The 16,746-nt window shown below is 42.1% G+C and carries 15 protein-coding genes; all 15 read left to right on the forward strand.

The window, feature by feature from the left end:
• The first annotated feature begins 24 nt into the window (after window positions 1-24).
• The 15 genes from JCM15548_RS07425 (at window position 25) to JCM15548_RS07490 (ending at window position 16,704) form a co-directional block, all read left to right on the forward strand.
• A complete protein-coding gene (locus tag JCM15548_RS07425; RefSeq protein ID WP_062123948.1) occupies window positions 25-1,530 on the forward strand; it encodes a RagB/SusD family nutrient uptake outer membrane protein in 1,506 nt (501 codons plus the stop codon).
• 39 nt (window positions 1,531-1,569) lie between these two features.
• On the forward strand, window positions 1,570-2,451 hold the full coding sequence (locus JCM15548_RS07430) for a hypothetical protein (RefSeq protein WP_062123950.1): 882 nt from the start codon (window positions 1,570-1,572) through the stop codon (window positions 2,449-2,451).
• Window positions 2,452-2,543: 92 nt separating this feature from the next.
• On the forward strand, window positions 2,544-3,578 hold the full coding sequence (locus JCM15548_RS07435) for a hypothetical protein (protein ID WP_062123952.1): 1,035 nt from the start codon (window positions 2,544-2,546) through the stop codon (window positions 3,576-3,578).
• Window positions 3,518-4,045 carry a hypothetical protein gene (locus JCM15548_RS07440; RefSeq protein WP_157482512.1) on the forward strand — a complete coding sequence of 176 codons (528 nt, stop codon included), beginning with the start codon at window positions 3,518-3,520 and terminating at the stop codon, window positions 4,043-4,045. The genes JCM15548_RS07435 and JCM15548_RS07440 overlap by 61 nt, the downstream gene beginning before the upstream one ends.
• 34 nt (window positions 4,046-4,079) lie before the next feature.
• Window positions 4,080-5,276, forward strand: a complete 1,197-nt coding sequence (locus JCM15548_RS07445) for a hypothetical protein (protein ID WP_227625567.1) — start codon at window positions 4,080-4,082, stop codon at window positions 5,274-5,276.
• On the forward strand, window positions 5,239-5,562 hold the full coding sequence (locus tag JCM15548_RS23310) for a hypothetical protein (RefSeq protein ID WP_227625568.1): 324 nt from the start codon (window positions 5,239-5,241) through the stop codon (window positions 5,560-5,562). Before JCM15548_RS07445 ends, JCM15548_RS23310 begins: the two co-directional genes overlap by 38 nt.
• Window positions 5,563-5,604: 42 nt before the next feature.
• Entirely contained in the window at window positions 5,605-6,621 is a 1,017-nt protein-coding gene (locus JCM15548_RS07450) for a glycoside hydrolase family 130 protein (protein WP_062123957.1), read from the forward strand.
• A 61-nt stretch (window positions 6,622-6,682) separates the two neighbouring features.
• Window positions 6,683-8,317, forward strand: coding sequence for a sodium:solute symporter (locus JCM15548_RS07455; protein ID WP_062123959.1), 1,635 nt, complete (start codon window positions 6,683-6,685; stop codon window positions 8,315-8,317).
• A 138-nt stretch (window positions 8,318-8,455) separates the two neighbouring features.
• On the forward strand, window positions 8,456-9,412 hold the full coding sequence (locus JCM15548_RS07460) for a glycoside hydrolase family 26 protein (protein ID WP_083985024.1): 957 nt from the start codon (window positions 8,456-8,458) through the stop codon (window positions 9,410-9,412).
• Window positions 9,413-9,433: 21 nt separating this feature from the next.
• Window positions 9,434-11,209 (forward strand): discoidin domain-containing protein, encoded by a 1,776-nt coding sequence (locus tag JCM15548_RS07465; RefSeq protein WP_083985025.1) that lies wholly within the window; start codon window positions 9,434-9,436, stop codon window positions 11,207-11,209.
• A 26-nt stretch (window positions 11,210-11,235) separates the two neighbouring features.
• Window positions 11,236-12,969, forward strand: coding sequence for a DUF5060 domain-containing protein (locus JCM15548_RS07470; protein ID WP_062123963.1), 1,734 nt, complete (start codon window positions 11,236-11,238; stop codon window positions 12,967-12,969).
• Window positions 12,970-13,114: 145 nt separating this feature from the next.
• Window positions 13,115-13,993, forward strand: coding sequence for a carbohydrate-binding protein (locus tag JCM15548_RS07475; RefSeq protein ID WP_062123965.1), 879 nt, complete (start codon window positions 13,115-13,117; stop codon window positions 13,991-13,993).
• Window positions 13,990-14,250, forward strand: a complete 261-nt coding sequence (locus tag JCM15548_RS07480) for a T9SS type A sorting domain-containing protein (protein ID WP_062123967.1) — start codon at window positions 13,990-13,992, stop codon at window positions 14,248-14,250. The genes JCM15548_RS07475 and JCM15548_RS07480 overlap by 4 nt, the downstream gene beginning before the upstream one ends.
• Window positions 14,251-14,374: 124 nt before the next feature.
• Window positions 14,375-15,829, forward strand: coding sequence for a DUF5060 domain-containing protein (locus JCM15548_RS07485; RefSeq protein WP_162198192.1), 1,455 nt, complete (start codon window positions 14,375-14,377; stop codon window positions 15,827-15,829).
• A 146-nt stretch (window positions 15,830-15,975) separates the two neighbouring features.
• Window positions 15,976-16,704: a carbohydrate-binding protein gene (locus tag JCM15548_RS07490; RefSeq protein ID WP_162198193.1), complete on the forward strand. Its 729-nt coding sequence runs from the start codon at window positions 15,976-15,978 to the stop codon at window positions 16,702-16,704.
• Window positions 16,705-16,746: the final 42 nt, after the last annotated feature.

Below are 16,746 nucleotides of genomic sequence, written 5' to 3' on the forward strand. Positions count from 1 at the left end.
TACAGTTTTTAAATAGAACTTATTATGAGAAACAAAATATTAATATCATTACTAGCTGTGACGTTCACGATCACCTCTTGTGATCTGACTGAAGAGCCATATGGGTTTTATTCCGATGATAATTTTTATACAACCCAGGAAGATGCCAACTCAGCTTTGCTATACACTTACAATGCATTTACCTTTATTGAATATACACGTGGATTAAACTCTATTGGTGATTTGCCTACAGAAACCACCGATCTAAAGCCGGATGAAGGTCAGGATGCACAGGAGTTGTATGATTGGAGGGCGGCTACCATTTCTACCAACTTAACATTGGAGAATTTCTTTAAATATGGATATGTGGCCATTAACAGAGCGAATGTGCTTATTGAACAAGTTGAATGCAGTGCTTTCCCTGAAGCATTTAAAAACCAAATTATAGGAGAGGCCCTGGTGCTTAGATCCTGGAGCTATTTTCACCTCATTCGGGTGTTTGGCCTGGTTCCTGTACATAATGCACCGGTAAGGCAACTTGAAGACACCAGTGCGCCACTGGCTCCCTCTTTGGATGCCTTGTACGACTTGGTAATTGCAGATTTGATTCGTGCTGAAGAAATGCTGGAAGTCAATAAAAGTGTAGCACGCGTTGGTAGAGTCGATAAGGTCGCTGCCCAGTCCATTTTGGCAAAGATTTATTTAACCATTGCTTCGTCCAAGCAAAATGGTGTGAAGTTGTACCGGGATATGACCAAAGATGTTGATGCGATGTACGAAAGTGCTGCTTTTTGGGCAGGAAAGGTGATGAATGACCAAACTGACTACTTCCTGGATCCAAATCTTACAAATGTTTATGATGTCAATCAACCTCATGGTCCTGAGCATATTTTTATTCTTAGTCACGACCGTTCCGGCGCCAACGAGGGTAATTATTCCAAAACGCCCTTGATGTTTATGCCTTGGGTTAATGGTGTTCCTTTCTTTCTGAAATATGAAGATGGAAGGCTGGTCAGAACAACACATGGCTGGGAAGTTTATCGTGTATCGCCTTCCTTTTTTGCGACCTTCCATGAAGATGATCAAAGAGGTATTGATTTGATTCATGATGAGGTTTATGATGCAGATGGCAACGTAGTAGGAAGCATCGCTCAGGGATCTTTTACCCATCCTTTTACTGTGAAATATCAGGATCCAGAATTTGAAGGTGATAGAACCAGTGCTCGTCCGTTTTTGATCAGATTTGCGGATATTGCCTTGACTTATGCCGAGGCGGTCGGACCTACCACTGAAGGTTATGCTTGGGTCAATGCTGTTAGAGCAAGGGCCGGACTTCAGCCTTTGGAAGCAGGCCTCAGTGTGGCGGATTTTCGTCAGGCAGTGATTCAGGAAAGAGCCTGGGAGTTGTGCTATGAGGGGCATTATTTATTTGATTTGAGAAGGACCGGGACTGTCACAACCAAAGTCCCTCAGGCCACCGGATTGGATGAAGATGAAGCCTCGTTTTATCCATTGCCACAGCGTGAGCAAATGTTGAATGATGCTTTGTAGAAATAGTCTGATTAATAGATCACAAAAATAATAGCGATTATGAAAATATTGAAATATTTTATATTGGCAATGGTTCCGTTGATGGTCTCTTGTGAAAAGGATCCAATGGAGGATATAAACAGTGACGACTGGCACAAACAAAAGGATGTTTTGGAGATACTTTTTGATGGTCAGATAGGAACTGCTGATATTTCCAGAGAAGGAAATGAGGGGGCGATTTCATTTATGTTTGATTTGAGTCAGGGTGAGATTTCAAATGTAACACTTGCAGGTATTGTCAGCTCTTATGGGAGCAGCACTTCTGTTTTACCTGGTCAGGTTTTAGATTTTTCTGGTGACTATCAGGAAACTATTACTGTGACCCCGGGAAATGGTGAGCCAATGAACTGGATTGTGGAATTAATTCCATTTGAAGAGCCTTTGAATGGAGTCTTTAATGTTACTGATTTGAGGGTTTTTGTTGATGTAATCAGTCAGCATCCTGAATGGGGTGGACATACAAAGGATGATCCAATTCAGAATTATCTGCCTGAAACAGCTGCTGAATACGATAATACAATTGAGTTTGAATTTGCAGGTGTTAATGCACAAGGTAATAGCTTTGGTACTTTTACTCATGGGGCTGGAAATGATGGCGCCTATGGTGAATTTACTAATAATGCCGAAGGCGTTGATTTAAATGCGAAATACCGTGTACTGCCTAAAGATGGTGGCACGTGGACGCGTAATCCTTCGGATAACTCCGTTACCTTAACAGATGGACAGGGGAATACTAAAAATGCAGTACTGCTTGAAAACGATGGCACATTCAGTATTCGCTTTGAATATACAGTTGAAACGGATTGGGATAATTTGTGGGACAGTATGACTCAGATCAGGCAAATGACTAAGTTTTTTTGGTACGTTATTGAAAAAGAGTAATTGAATATATTTATGGGTGGTGGAAATATCCACCATCCATAAAGTATTTTGTTCAAAGGAATGCTTTGGTTTCATAAAAGAAAGGAAGAGCTATGAGAAATTTTGTTTTTGGACTATTGGGTCTGATGTTTTTGCTGTCATGCAGTGATGATAAAGCTGGTGACGGTTTAGAGAAGATTGACGAACGAGATAATTTAACCATTAAAGATGATCCTTTGGTGTCATCCTTTGTTGGTAATGGCGTTCAGTGGGGTGGGTATGATATTTTACAGGCCTGGACCGGTAGTCCTACTCTTTCTGAAGCGAATTGGGAACTTCTATTGAAACGGGTCGAGTTCATGCGTCCACCCCTCGTAAGAATCATGATGGGGCCCGGATGGAACTATCTGGTAAACGGGCAATTTAACCCATCGAAAAGCGAGGCTGTATTGTTTCCTATTCTTGATTTCTGTCAGGCGCACAATATTACTGTTATGCTGGGCGAATGGGGACACTCGGGTGGGAATTCAATTGATCAGCAATGGCTGGGCCAGGCGGCTGATTTTTTGAAGTACCTGTTGGATGTGCGGGGGTATACTTGTATAAAGTATTACAATATGGTCAATGAACCCAATGGCGATTGGTCGTCTATTAATGGCAATTATGCCCTTTGGCAGGATCTGCAGGAGCAATTTTACGATGAGGTGATAGCCAGAGGACTGGATGACCGGGTTGGAATGATAGGTCCCGATGTGGCGGTGTGGGGAACTGGCTTACTCAATTGGGTGGCCAACGCTTATTTGAATTTAGATGACATCATGTGGGCCTACGATATCCATACTTATCCCTCAGAGGTAGAGGTCAGAGACGGATCTTACCAGGAATTGTTACAGGCGTATAGAAATGCAGCTTCCCCTACTAAGCCTATGATAATGGGTGAGGTGGGTTTTAAATACCTGCCGGGTCAACACTGGGACAGGAAAATCAACGCAGAATCGATGCCGACCCTTATGCCTCGGATGATAGCAATATGTTTATATATGACGCTTTTTATGGAATTGACATGGCGGATGCCCTCATCCAGAACATGCTTGCAGGCTATGCCGGAGCTATTATTTGGGGATTGGATGATGCTCAGTACAATATAGATGGAGGCAGCTCCACAGAATTAAAAAGGTGGGGGTTTTGGAATATTTTGGGGGCTGATCGATTTGAGAATCCCGACGATGTAAATATCAGGCCATGGTTTTACCCCATGTCGTTATTGGCACGCTACTTCCCTGCAGGAAGTACTATTTATGACATGGACTTGCCCAACAAAAGAGGATTGCGAGCTATTGCTGCAGAAAAGAATGGAAAGTACACCATTGCCATTGTTAATTCTCATCTCACCGAATATGCCATTAATCTTAAGATGGAAGCACAACTGGCAATAAACGGACTGGATCATTACGAGTATCTTTCTCATAGTGGTTCGGATTTTACCGGAGCTGTTAACAATGATGGATTTCCTGTGCCACTGGCGTCTGATTTGTCTTTTGATTTTTCTGATGATGCACGCCATAGTTTCATTGTTAAGGGACAGTCGTTTCATCTTTTTACCAATATGGAATAAGCCTGTTGGCAGTAGTAATCGAAAAAATAACGCTATGTGGAAATTTAGTTTAGTAGCCTTGGTGGCACTTGTTTTAGGAGCATGTAACAATCCTCAGCAGCAGTTCTCTGTGGCCATTACCAATGAGGTCATTAATCCCAATTATATTGGTAACGGCGTGCAATGGGATGCTTATCCCGAAGCTGAGATATGGGGCGCTGCGGTATCTGACAAAGATTGGAATACGCTTTATAAACGACTGGATTTTATGAAACCCAATTATGTCAGGTGCCTAATCAATAGTCCCTTCAGATATTTTGATGCTGAAACAGGTGCCTACGATCGCACTAGAAATATTGAGCCATTGGAAAGGTTGCTTCAATATTGTCAGGATAATAACATTACGGTACTTTTTGGGGAATTTAACCCCCCCACCTGGGATATGAAGGATGACCCGAAATGGATAACAATGGCTGCTGATTATTTAAATTATCTTGTAAATGATCTAGGCTTTAGCTGCATTAAGTATTATAATCTGTTCAATGAGCCTGACGGAAATTGGGCTTCTACCAATGGTGATTTTTATTTATGGAAGAAAATGATCTACGCCTTTCATGATGAAATGCAAAAATATCCTGGCTTAGCTGAGCAGGTAAAAATTGCGGGTCCGGATATTGTGAAGGATTATAATAATTCTGCATCACCTTATAAGTCCTACGAGTGGGTGGAGCAGACAGCTAAGCAAATGGATGACGTCATAGGATTATACGATATCCATGCGTATCCGGGTCAGCATCAGGTGAGAAGTGGCGCCTTTGCTGAAGCTATAAAGATTTATAAAGCGCAAGTGCCTGCTGATAAGCAAATTATCTTTGGTGAAGCTGGCTATAAATACTGGCGAGCAGAGGATTCTTTATTAATGCAGGAATATGAACGACGAGCAGAAGCCAATCCTAATACCAAGGGGAGTGATAGTAACATGTTGGTTTATGACTTTTTCTATGGTTTGGATATGCCCTTACTGGCTATGGAGGTGATGAATGGCGGCTATTCTGCTGTTGCTGCGTGGATGCTCGACGATGCCATGCATTCACAAAATGATGCAGGCAACACGGAGGACATTAAACTTTGGGGCATGTGGAATATTTTGGGGGAAGAAGTATTGGATGCCAGAGGAAGAAGAGATACGTCCCTGGTTTTACAGCTGGTCTTTAATGTGCCGGTATTTCCCTGGTGGAACGGACATTGTTAAGGTCGAATATGAAGATCAACCGGGTGTCCGCGTCGTTTCAGGCGTGTTTCAGGACAAGCGAACCATTGCGCTTGTTAATTTTTCTGATAATGATTACGATGTTTTGTTGACCTTACCTGAAGCTTTCAAAAATGGGAAAATGTATTTTTATGTCAATGAGGATATGAAGAAGGACGAAAATGGATTCCCGGTTCCTGTTTTTACTGGTGTTGAATTCAACCAAGATTTCCCGATTCAATTAAGCAATCAGAGTTTTGTCTTACTCACCAACGTTGAATATTTATAGTTATTTGTTAGCATATAGTAAAAAATAAAAAAGGAGATACTGATGAAGTTGCAGAAAAGTGATAGGAACCCGATACTTGCCCCTTTGGAGAAAAACCACTGGGAGAATTTGGTTGTTTGCAATCCGGGAGCGTGGTATGAAGATGGTAAGTTTTATTTGTTATATAGAGCTGCAGGCGATGATGAAACGCATATCATTCGTTTTGGCTTAGCAATAAGTGATGACGGGATTGATTTCCAGCGTGTATCAGATGAACCTGCTTTTGGGCCGTCGTTGGACGGGCCCGATAGTGGTGGCGTAGAAGATGCAAGGATAGTTAAGTTTGGGGATGAGTTTTTTGTTACCTATGCTTACCGCCCCTTTCCTCCCGGCCGTTATTGGACTTTCCCTCATGATGTGGTGGCATTACCTGAAGTCGGAGAGGATGCGCCTGTTGTTTATCGGAATAACATTGCCAATTCAGGATTGGCCATGACTAAAGATTTTAAAACCTGGCAACGTTTGGGCAGAATAACCCAAACCAATCTGGATGACAGGGATGTCATTCTTTTTCCTGAAAAAATTAATGGTAAATATGCCTTGCTGCATCGCCCAAAGCAATGGATTGGAGAGGCTTATGGAACCGATTTTCCTGCTATTTGGATAACCTTCTCGGAGGATCTCATGGTGTGGAATGGCAAAAGTCAAATACTGCTGGCTGGTCGCGAAGGTACCTGGGAAGAAAAAATTGGAGGCAGTACACCACCCTTAAGGACTAAAGATGGTTGGCTCTTGATCTACCATGGAGTTGAGAAAAAGGGTAAAGGGTATTATAGAGTCGGTGTTGCTTTGCTGGATTTGGACGATCCGACCAAAGTCATTGGTAGATGCAGCGATTGGGTCATGGAACCGGAGCATGATTATGAAATGGAAGGTTTTTATAAAGGTTGTGTTTTTCCTACCGGGAATGTAATAGTGGATGATACGCTGTTTGTTTATTACGGTGCAGCTGATAAATACGTGGGTTTGGCAACCTGCTCGTTGAATGCCTTACTGGATTATATAAAAGCCGCAAAATAAAGGAATTAATAAGAGAGTGCTGTTACGCGAAGATCGTTGTTTAAATTTTATATTGTAATATATGGAGCTCCATTATTTTGATGTGTTGATTATCGTCGCCTTCATGGTCGGCATTGTGTGGTGGGCATTGAAACATGGTAAAAGTCGTGATTCGGACTCGTATTTTCTGGCAGGGAGAAGTTCAACCTGGCCGGTTATTGGGCTGTCATTGTTCGCAGCCAGTGTCTCCAGTTCTACCCTGATGGGGCATTCAGGAGAAGGATTTATCAGTGGCATTGCCGTCTTTAATTACAACTGGATTTCTATCCTGGTGATGGTCTTTTTTGTCATGTTCTTTCTTCCGTTTTATATTAAATCAGGCATTTTTACGATGCCCGAATTTTTAGAACGCAGGTTTGATAATCGCTCAAGGGTTTATTTTTCATTTATTACAATAATCGGGAATGTCTTTTTGGATGCTGCGGCTGCTCTTTATACAGGTGCTTTGATCATCAAACTGATTTTTCCGGATGTCGAAATTCAATGGATAATATTGGGGATGGCGCTGGTAGCAGGGAGTTATACGATTATTGGGGGCTTGTCTTCTGCCATTAATGCAGATGTCATTCAAGCTGCCATTCTAATCGTGGGTTCCACTATTTTATCCTTTTTTGCTCTTAAGGAAATTGGTGGTTGGAACGAATTTTACCAGATGTTCAATGAAGGGGTCTGGCTAAAGTTAACCCGTCCGCTCGACGACCCTACGGTGCCCTGGCTTGGAATGATTGTGGGCATACCCATTTTGGGCTTTTACTTCTGGTGTAATAACCAAGTGATGGTGCAACGGGTGCTCTCTGCCAAATCTGTTGATCATGGTCGCAGAGGGGTGCTTTTTGTCGGTTTTTTGTATCTGTTTACCTTGTTTATTTTCATCATGCCCGGGGTAATTGCCCGGGGATTGAACCTGTTTGGTGTGGATGATTTACCCTTGGAAATGATAGGAGGCCAGGCATTAAGCAGCATCTATGGAATCAATACGGATGAGGTTTATCCGCATTTAATTGCCCGATTATTACCTGTTGGACTGGTGGGTATTATTTTGGCCGCTATGATTTCAGCTTTGACCTCTACTTTAAGCGCTACCCTTAGCTCTGCTTCCACGCTTTTTACCATGGACTTTTATTCAAAATGGGATAAAAAGGCAGATAGTAAAAAGCTTGTAAGGGTTGGTCGAATTACGGCTGTAGTAGTGCTTGTGATAGCCGTGGCCTGGGCACCTTTTATTCAAAGATTCGACTCTCTGGTGTCGTATTATCAGGAGGTGATCTCCTATTTGGCGCCGCCTATTGTTGGCGTATTTTTCCTTGGTTTGTTTTGGCGCCGAATAAACGGTATTGGTGCTTTTACCGGATTGATCAGTGGGTTGTTCTTAGCATCGGTACTGATGATTATGAAGTATATTCTTATGATTGAAGTCAACGTTCATTTTCTATTGTTGGCACCAGTTCTTTTGATCATCAGCGGAATTGTTACCATCGTGGTTAGTTTTAATACCCAAAAGCCTTTAGCGGAAAAGGTGGATAGTTATACATGGACAAAAAAAATATGGAAGGAGGAAAGTCAAGAATTGCAAGGGGTTATCTGGTATAAAAATTTCCGCATACTGAGTATCCTGTTAGTCTTAGCCTGCTTTATGATGTATTTCATGTTCATTTAAATCCGGTTTTTACCTATGCTGTGATAGCTATTTTGCCTTGTTGAAATTGAAATGAATAGAGACGCTTTTGTCTCTAAAGGGGGGACCTTTGCCTTAAGTTGTCATGTAAAATGTTGATAATCAGTAAAAAAACTTTTTATGAAGAATTGTTATGCTATTTTCTTGGGATTGATTTCTATTGTTTCAATAGAGCTTTCAGGGCAAACGGAATTTAAGACCCTCAATTATTTATATGGAATCTCTGGTGCCAGAACAGCTGCTGGCCAGCATAACCGCGAGCCTAATGCTGAACCTTCTATGTGGACCGATTCGATTCGGGCTCTTACAGGTGTATACCCTCGGTTATGGAGTGGTGATTTCCTGTTTCAGGAAGAAAATATAAAAAACAGGTGGAGTATGATTCTGGAAGCAGAGCGTCAATGGGAAAAAGGGGCCATTGTTAACATAATGTGGCATGCCTGTTCCCCTCTGGTTCAAGAACCTTGCTCATGGGGAGAAGGAAATGGTGTGTTGAATCCTATGAATGATGAAGAATGGCAGAGCTTATTAACTTATGGCACCCCTGTGAATCAAGCGTTTTATAAGCGTTTGGATGAACTTGCTGTCTACTTGGCCTACTTGAAGACCAAGGGAGTTGAAGTCATGTTTAGACCTTTTCATGAGATGAATCAGGGTCTGTTTTGGTGGGGAGGACGGCCAGGTGAAAATGGAACAGCCGCTTTGTTTCGGTTGACCCACAATTATCTGACAAAGGAGAAAGGTTTAGATAATTTAATTTGGGTGTGGAATGTGCAAGATTTAAGTTTTGATTGGGAAGCCTACAATCCTGGTGCTGAATATTGGGATGTTATGTCTCTTGATGTTTATGATGAAGCTGGTTTTACCCAAAGGAATTATGAGTTGATGTTGGAGGTTTCCGGTGGAAAACCTTTTGGGATAGGTGAGTGTGCAAAATTGCCAACTGAAGATTTGTTGACGGAACAGCCCCGTTGGGTCTTCTTTATGGCATGGGCGGAGCTGGTTTTTGAGCACAATACAAAATCTGAAATTAAATCACTTTACTCTTCACCAAGAGTTGAGGTTATAGCCCCTTAATGTAAATCTATTCATTGTACTATGAAAAAGAATCTATGGTTTGTGGTTTGTTTATGTGTGTTTATGCACTCCACTCTTTTTGCGCAAGAAGTAACTGTTGACGGAAACAAGTTTCAGGTCAATGGTGATGATATCTTCTTTAATGCTATATCAGGACCCTGGCAATGGAGGGCCGACTGTGACATCAATTTTATGCGCCGTAATTTCGATTGGAGTTATTGGAACCAGGAGTTTCAACGATATGCTGACAATAATATAAATCTGGTGCGCATCTGGCTACATGGTTCAGGAAATTTTAGTCCGGCCATCAATACCAATGCATTTATAGATGCCTACGGATCAGGTGACCAGTTTTGGCAGGATATGGATGCTCTGGTTGCTTTGGCTGCAACTTATGAAGTTTATATTATGCCCACTTTCTGGTCGTTTGACATGGTTAAGGAGGGCATGAGTACTTATTATCAGCATTACAGAACCCTCATCCAGGACGATAACAGGATGGGCTCTTATTTGGATAACTTCCTGATTCCTTTCCTTAATAGATATGAGGACAACCCCTGGATAATGGGCTACGATTTGGTCAATGAACCTGAGCACATGTGGCGGGATGCTGACTGCGGACATTTAAACCAATATTGGGTGATGCGTTTTTTTGCCCGATGCGCAGCGGCTGTCAATCAGTACAGTAGTAAGCCCGTTACCATTGGCTCAATGTGGATCGTTTATAACAGTCCCAATTTTGGATCACCGGATGGTGATCCACAGGCTGGCTGGAATCGGTATACAGATGCTTCAATGCGGTCTTACTTTGATAGTCCCGATGCTTACCTTGATTTTTATTCCCCCCACTGGTACCAATGGCAAAATACTTCTGGCCCCTATGAAAGAACCGTTCAACAATGGCTGGGTTCGAATGATAAGCCTGTTATTATTGGTGAAACCTTTGGAGGTGATTTGCCTGAGGTTTTTGGTAGTCTGACAAACTATTACATACAATCCTACTTAAACGGATATGATGGCGTAATTGGATGGAAGAACGCTTGTGAGAACGATGGCTATGGCACATGGAACGGAATCAGTCCGGCTACCAATGCTTTTTATAACGCCTATCCTAACCTGGTCTATCCCTGGCGAAATAGCAATGAAAATGTAGCTTACGGAAAGCCTGCATTTGCCTCGTCTACTGAATCTGCTGGCCATGCTCCCTCCTTTGCCTTTGATGGAAATGGTGAAACCAGATGGGCAAGTGCTTATGCCGATCCGCAGTGGATTTATGTGGATTTGCAACAACAGTATCAGATTAACAGGATTCGTTTGGACTGGGAGTCTGCTTATGCACGCCAGTTTCAGATCCAGGTGTCCTCCGACAATCAGACCTGGTCAACAGTGTATTCTAATTATAGTCATTTAGGAGGGGAAACCGATGTTACCGTCGATGTAGCGGCGCGCTATGTGAAAATGTACGGATGGGAGAGAGCTACGCAGTGGGGCTATTCTCTTTATGAGTTTGAAGTTTATGGCAACCCTTTGAGTGGAGCACCGCAATTCGTTGCGGTTGGACAGGAGATGATCAAGAGTAAGGTGCTTTGCCTGGTTCCAAATCCGGCCAATTTTGAAGTTCAACTTTCAGGTTTTGGTGAAGCTGCTGATGTTAAGGTTTTTGATGTTTCGGGTGTGGTCGTGGCAGAGTTTAAAGCTCAGTCGGGAAGCACCGTTTTGGATGTTTCGACATGGCCCGCAGGAATGTATTTTGTTCAGACTGGTGGCGTTGTGAAAAAATTGATGGTGCAAAATTAAGTAACTGACTTAAAAATAGAAAAGTGATGAAGAGTATTTTTTATGTGTGTATGATGTTAGGCCTTGGAGTTATTGCTTTTGCTTGTGCAGATTCAGGTCAGAATGGAATTTCTGAAGTTATTGCAGAGGCAGATGAGTTTGAGCAATATGCCAAGGCTGAATTTACGCTTGAGTTGAAGACTAACTGGAATGATCCATATGTCAGCAGTGATGTGGCGCTTGATATGATTTTGCAAGCGCCTTCTGGCAAAGAAATCGTATTACCTGCCTTTTATGTTTCAGGAAACTCCGGAGAAAAATCCACTTGGAAAGCCCGATTTATGGCTAAGGAAATTGGTCGGTACAACTATATTTTCAAGTTATATGAGAAGGGGGAGCTAATTGCTACTTCAAAAAGGGGGCGTTTTGTTTCTGTGCCATCTGATAAGAAGGGTATTTTGAGGCCCAATGATAAGTGGACCTTTAAATATGACAATGGAGAGCTGTTTAGGGGAGTTGGGGAAAATATTTGTTGGGAGGCCAGATCCAACGATGACAATCGCTATCTGAAGGAGCTTCATGAAAATTCTCGATTCAATTACGATTACCTTTTGACTTCTTTAGCTGAAAACGGGGGTGATTTTTTCCGCACCTGGATGGTTTATTGGAATTTGCCAGTTGATTGGAAAATTGTGAGAAACACGGATCGTTATGTCGACAGTGATGCCCGATTAAACGAGAGTGGCATTCAACGTATGGATGAGCTTGTCGACTTGTGTGACTCTTTGGATATACATTTCATGCTGGCTTTAGAAACCCATGGTGGTTTACTGGATCGTGGCTGGGAAATTAGCAGCTACAACGTTAAGCAAGGCGGTCCGGCCGAAACACCTTACGAATTCTTCTCCCTTGAAGCGGCACGTGCTATGTATAAGGATAAGCTTCGATTCATGGTAGCACGATGGGGTTACAGTCCGGCCATTGGCGCATGGGAATTTTTTAATGAGGTCGACAATGCCATGTTTAACGTTCCCGAAGAAAATCAGTTGCCTCACGACATTGTCACCGACTGGCATGCAGAAATGAGTGAGTACCTTAAGGAGATTGATCCTTTTGGCCATTTGATAACAACCAGTGTTTCACATAGGGATATAGACGGACTAAACGAATTACCTTTCATTGATTTTAACCAAAAACATATTTATCGTGGCACTCAAACGATTCCTGAAGTAATCAACGAATACGTTGATCGCTATGATAAACCCTATGTGATTGGCGAATTTGGATATGAGTGGGACTGGCATGTTAATTTCTATGATATCGCTGATGAAAAAATCAGTGATTATAAAAGGGGATTGTGGTACGGACTGTTTTCACCCACACCCATTATGCCTATGAGCTGGTGGTGGGAGTTTTTTGATGAACTGGGCATACGCAGCTATTTGGCTAATGTTCAGATTATCAATAATAGGATGTTGGAAAAGGGCCAGGGAGAATTTGAACAGCTATCTGTGAATGTCAGCAAAAGAGAATTAGTGAACTATGCCGTCAAATGCGGAGATACTTACTTTGTTTATCTATTTAATCCTTCTGAAAATGTGCTTGAGACGGAGGTGCGAATACCTGTTTCTAGTGACGGTTCATTGAAAGCGGAATTGTACAACTGTGAGACCGGGGACTTTAAACAACTTAAGGAAAGCGAATACCGAGATAAAGAAATGGTCTTTGATCAACTTAACCTGCCTGCCGGTTCCGATATTGTATTGGTAATCGGGGAATGATCGTCCCTTAGATGGGTGTAGAAGTGTTTTTAACGTTTTTAATTGAATTGATATGAGACTCACATGAAAGCTAAGCCTTATAGTCATCTACGAGAATAGCTAATATGGAGTTGCATACAAGTGATTAAAATTAAATTATTTACAAATGAAAAAGAAGAATTTTACTTTAAGTGTTGGCTTATTAATTGGTTTTTTTGTTAGTGCCGGTATTGGTGAAGTACAGGGAAATCCAATAGTCATTGAAGCAAAGGATTATGAAAACAAAAGTGGTGCTATTGTGGATGAGGTAACACATCTTTCGGGGATCGTTCCTTGGGAGTGGGTTTCTTTTAATGCCATAACAATTGCCACAGAAGGCGACTATCTGATTGAGTACGAAGTGGCCAGTGTTGGCGGCGGCGGCGTTTTTCAGCTTGAGCAGGGAGGTGTTGGAACTGTCTTTGGCACAGCAACTATTCCCGCAACAGGAGCCGATGATATCTGGCAAGTGGCGAGTCATGTGGTTACATTGCCAGCCGGAGAGGTGGCTTTTGGCGTGAAAGGGATTGGTGATAATTGGAATGCATGGGGGTTAAAGAGCATTACCATATCAGAGGCTGGAGCAGTTGAAGAGCCTGAGTTTATTACCATTGAGGCCGAGGATTTTAGTGGTAAAGATGGTGATGTGACAGATGAGGGAACTTATTTGTCAAACATAGCACCTTGGCGTTGGATTTCTTTTGATAATGTATCTATTCCTGAGACTGGAACCTACTTGGTGGAATACCGGGTGGCTTGTGCAGGCGGCGGTGATTATCTGAATCTGGAAGAAGGAGGAACCCCTAACGTTCATGGTTCCATTGATATTCCGGATACAGGTGGCAATGACCAATGGGAGGTAATTAGTCATATTGTAGAACTCACTGAAGGGATTCAGAATTTCGGTATTAAAGGGATGGGCGATGCTGGAATGCATGGAGTCTCGACTGGTTCAGATTCTCGAAGGTTGACGGAACCGTATCTTCTTTTAATGGTGCCAGCTTGAATGATGCCGATATTACAGTTTATCCTGTGCCGGCTAAGAGCAGCGAGCTAAAAATGGATATTTCTGTTGAAAGCGCATCTGATGTCAGATTATCTGTATTTGATATCAGTGGTACTGAGGTGGCCGTTGTATTTGCAGGCCATTTGAGCGCCGGTAATTATAGTTATGGGCTGTCTGGAAACCTCAATATTGGTGTCTATTTCCTTCGTTTGCATACAGGAACTGACCAAAAGGTTGCTCGTTTTGTGATAAAGTAAGTTTGGTATTTGTTGGACGCTACCCTATAGGGGGTAGCGTTTTTAAATATAAAAATGATGGGGCAAAAGCTGAATTTCCTAATAGTACTGATGTTGATGGTGGTTTCAACGTTATCATATGCCTATGATCAAATTACAGTTTGAGTTGGTGACAACTCAAAACATCCAATATGGAAAAAACATTTTCACGGCTTCAGTGGATGCATCCATAGTTAACCCTTATAACGCCAATGAGGTGTCTTTGGATTTGATGCTGACAGCTCCTTCCAACCACCAATTGGTTGTTCCTGCCTTTTTTTGTCATGATGAAGAGAATTGGAAAGTGCATTTTTCACCCAGGGAATCCGGGGAGTATGGTTATTATTTTCAACTGAAAATAGATGGGGAGGTTGCAGATAACAGTGCCTCTGATTCGTTTGTGGTTGCAAGCAGTGATGCGGCAGGCTTCCTCAATGCCAATAACTATTGGACCTTTAAATTTGACAATGGGGAATTGTTTCGTGGCATTGGTATTAATGTTGGCTGGGAAGGCCGTTCCTGGGATAATCCGGCTGAATCATTTTCCTATGAGCATTATTTGAATCATCTTTCGGATAATGGTGCCAATTTCATCAGAACATGGATGTGTCAGTGGAATTTGCCATTGGAATGGCAAAGGGTTAGCAATACCAATCGCTATCAGAACAGCAGCACTTATTTTCACCATGAAGCCATTGATCGCATGGATCAATTCGTTGATCTGTGTGAGGAAACGGATATTTATGTAATGCTTTGTTTGGAGGTGCACGGGTCCATTCAGGGTGGAGAATGGAATGATAGTCCATACAATGTGGCAAACGGTGGGCCATGCAATGCCCGTCAGGAGTTTTTTACAAAACCCGAGGCCCGGCAACAGTTCAAAAACCGTTTGCGTTATCTGGTTGCTCGCTGGGGATACAGCCCCCATATTGCCATGTGGGAATTGTTTAATGAAATTGATAATGTTTCAGCACCCTTGAATATACCTGATCATGTGATAACCAATTGGCATACCGAAATGAGTGCTTATTTAAAAGCCGTTGATCCTTATGGAAGAATGGTCACAACCAGTATTTCCCATAGGGACATTAACGGATTAAACGCTATTGCTTCTATAGACATCAATCAAAAGCATATTTACCACGACAATGGCGATGCTACCGATGTAATATCTGCCATCAACCAATATGTCAATACTCATAATAAACCTTACATCATTGGAGAATGTGGGTGGACGTGGGACTGGAATAAAGATTTCTCAAATCCTTCCACTGTGGAGAATTTAGTATTTGATTTTAAGAGAGCTTTATGGTATGGTGCGTTTTCAAGCACCCCGGTCTACCCAATGAACTGGTGGTGGGAGTTCTTTGACACCCAAAATGTCTATTATTTCTATGAAGGAGTAAGGTATATTACCTCTGAAATGCTAACAGATGGCGAGGGAGCGTTTGAGCCTTTAAGTTCTTCATCGGGCAATTTTGATACTTACACTGTAAAATGCGGAAGCACTATTTATGTTTACGTGTTGAACCGAGCTTCTCCGGTAGAAATGGCCAATTAGCTATAGCTTCGTTAGTTTCAGGTAAGTCTTATTTTGTACAGGCATTTAACACTGAAAGTGGCGTTGCCAGCAACAAAGGCAAGGTTTTATCCAATGGTACTGGGCAAATTGGCCTGACTGAAGTTGCTATACCAGCCCGTCAGGGCATGGTGTATATCCTTTCGGAAGAAGAAAGGCCAGAGCGTGAAGCTCAAAACGATTTCGATGAATTGTTTATTCCTGCTGAAAGCTTCTCTAATTCAAGCGGTGTTTTTGTGCAGGCTGGGACGGATGAGGATGATGGTCAAATAGTGACCAATATTGAAGATGGAACATGGTTGTCCTATAGCCATATAAATATTCCTGAAACAGGAAATTATATTGTGGAGTACCGTGTGGCCAGTCTAAATGGCGGACTGTTGCAAATAGAAGAGGGCGGCAACCCTGATAATGCCTATGGAAATATACAGATACCGCCCACAGGAGGCCATGCTGAATGGGTAACGGTAAGTCATGAATTGACCCTTCAGAACGGTATCCAGAATTTTGGTCTTAAAGCTTTGGAAGGTGGTTGGAATTTTAATTGGTTCAGGTTTATACCTGAGCCATCTACTTTTTTAAGCAGTTTGTGGAGGAGGGATTTTAAAATTGAAACAATAATAGCTAATGGGCAGAATGAAGAAATCTCATTTTTTGCTAATGCACCTTCTCCCGAAAGAGCTATGGTGTTGGTTTATAGTATTGAAGGGCAGGTTGTTGTGGGGCCAAAATGGATTGAAATATCCATAGGCAGGCATGTCATTCGTTCAGGAAAAGCTTTGCTTCCAGGTGTTTATTTGCTTTCCTTGAATTTTGAAAGGGATGGGATTTTGGCTGAAAAGTTTATAGTGAAATAAATAATTAGCTTTATGGAGAAAATAGCCAGAGATATTCCCTCT

The organism is Geofilum rubicundum JCM 15548 (assembly GCF_000974365.1).
Taxonomy (GTDB): Bacteria; Bacteroidota; Bacteroidia; order Bacteroidales; family Marinilabiliaceae; genus Geofilum; species Geofilum rubicundum.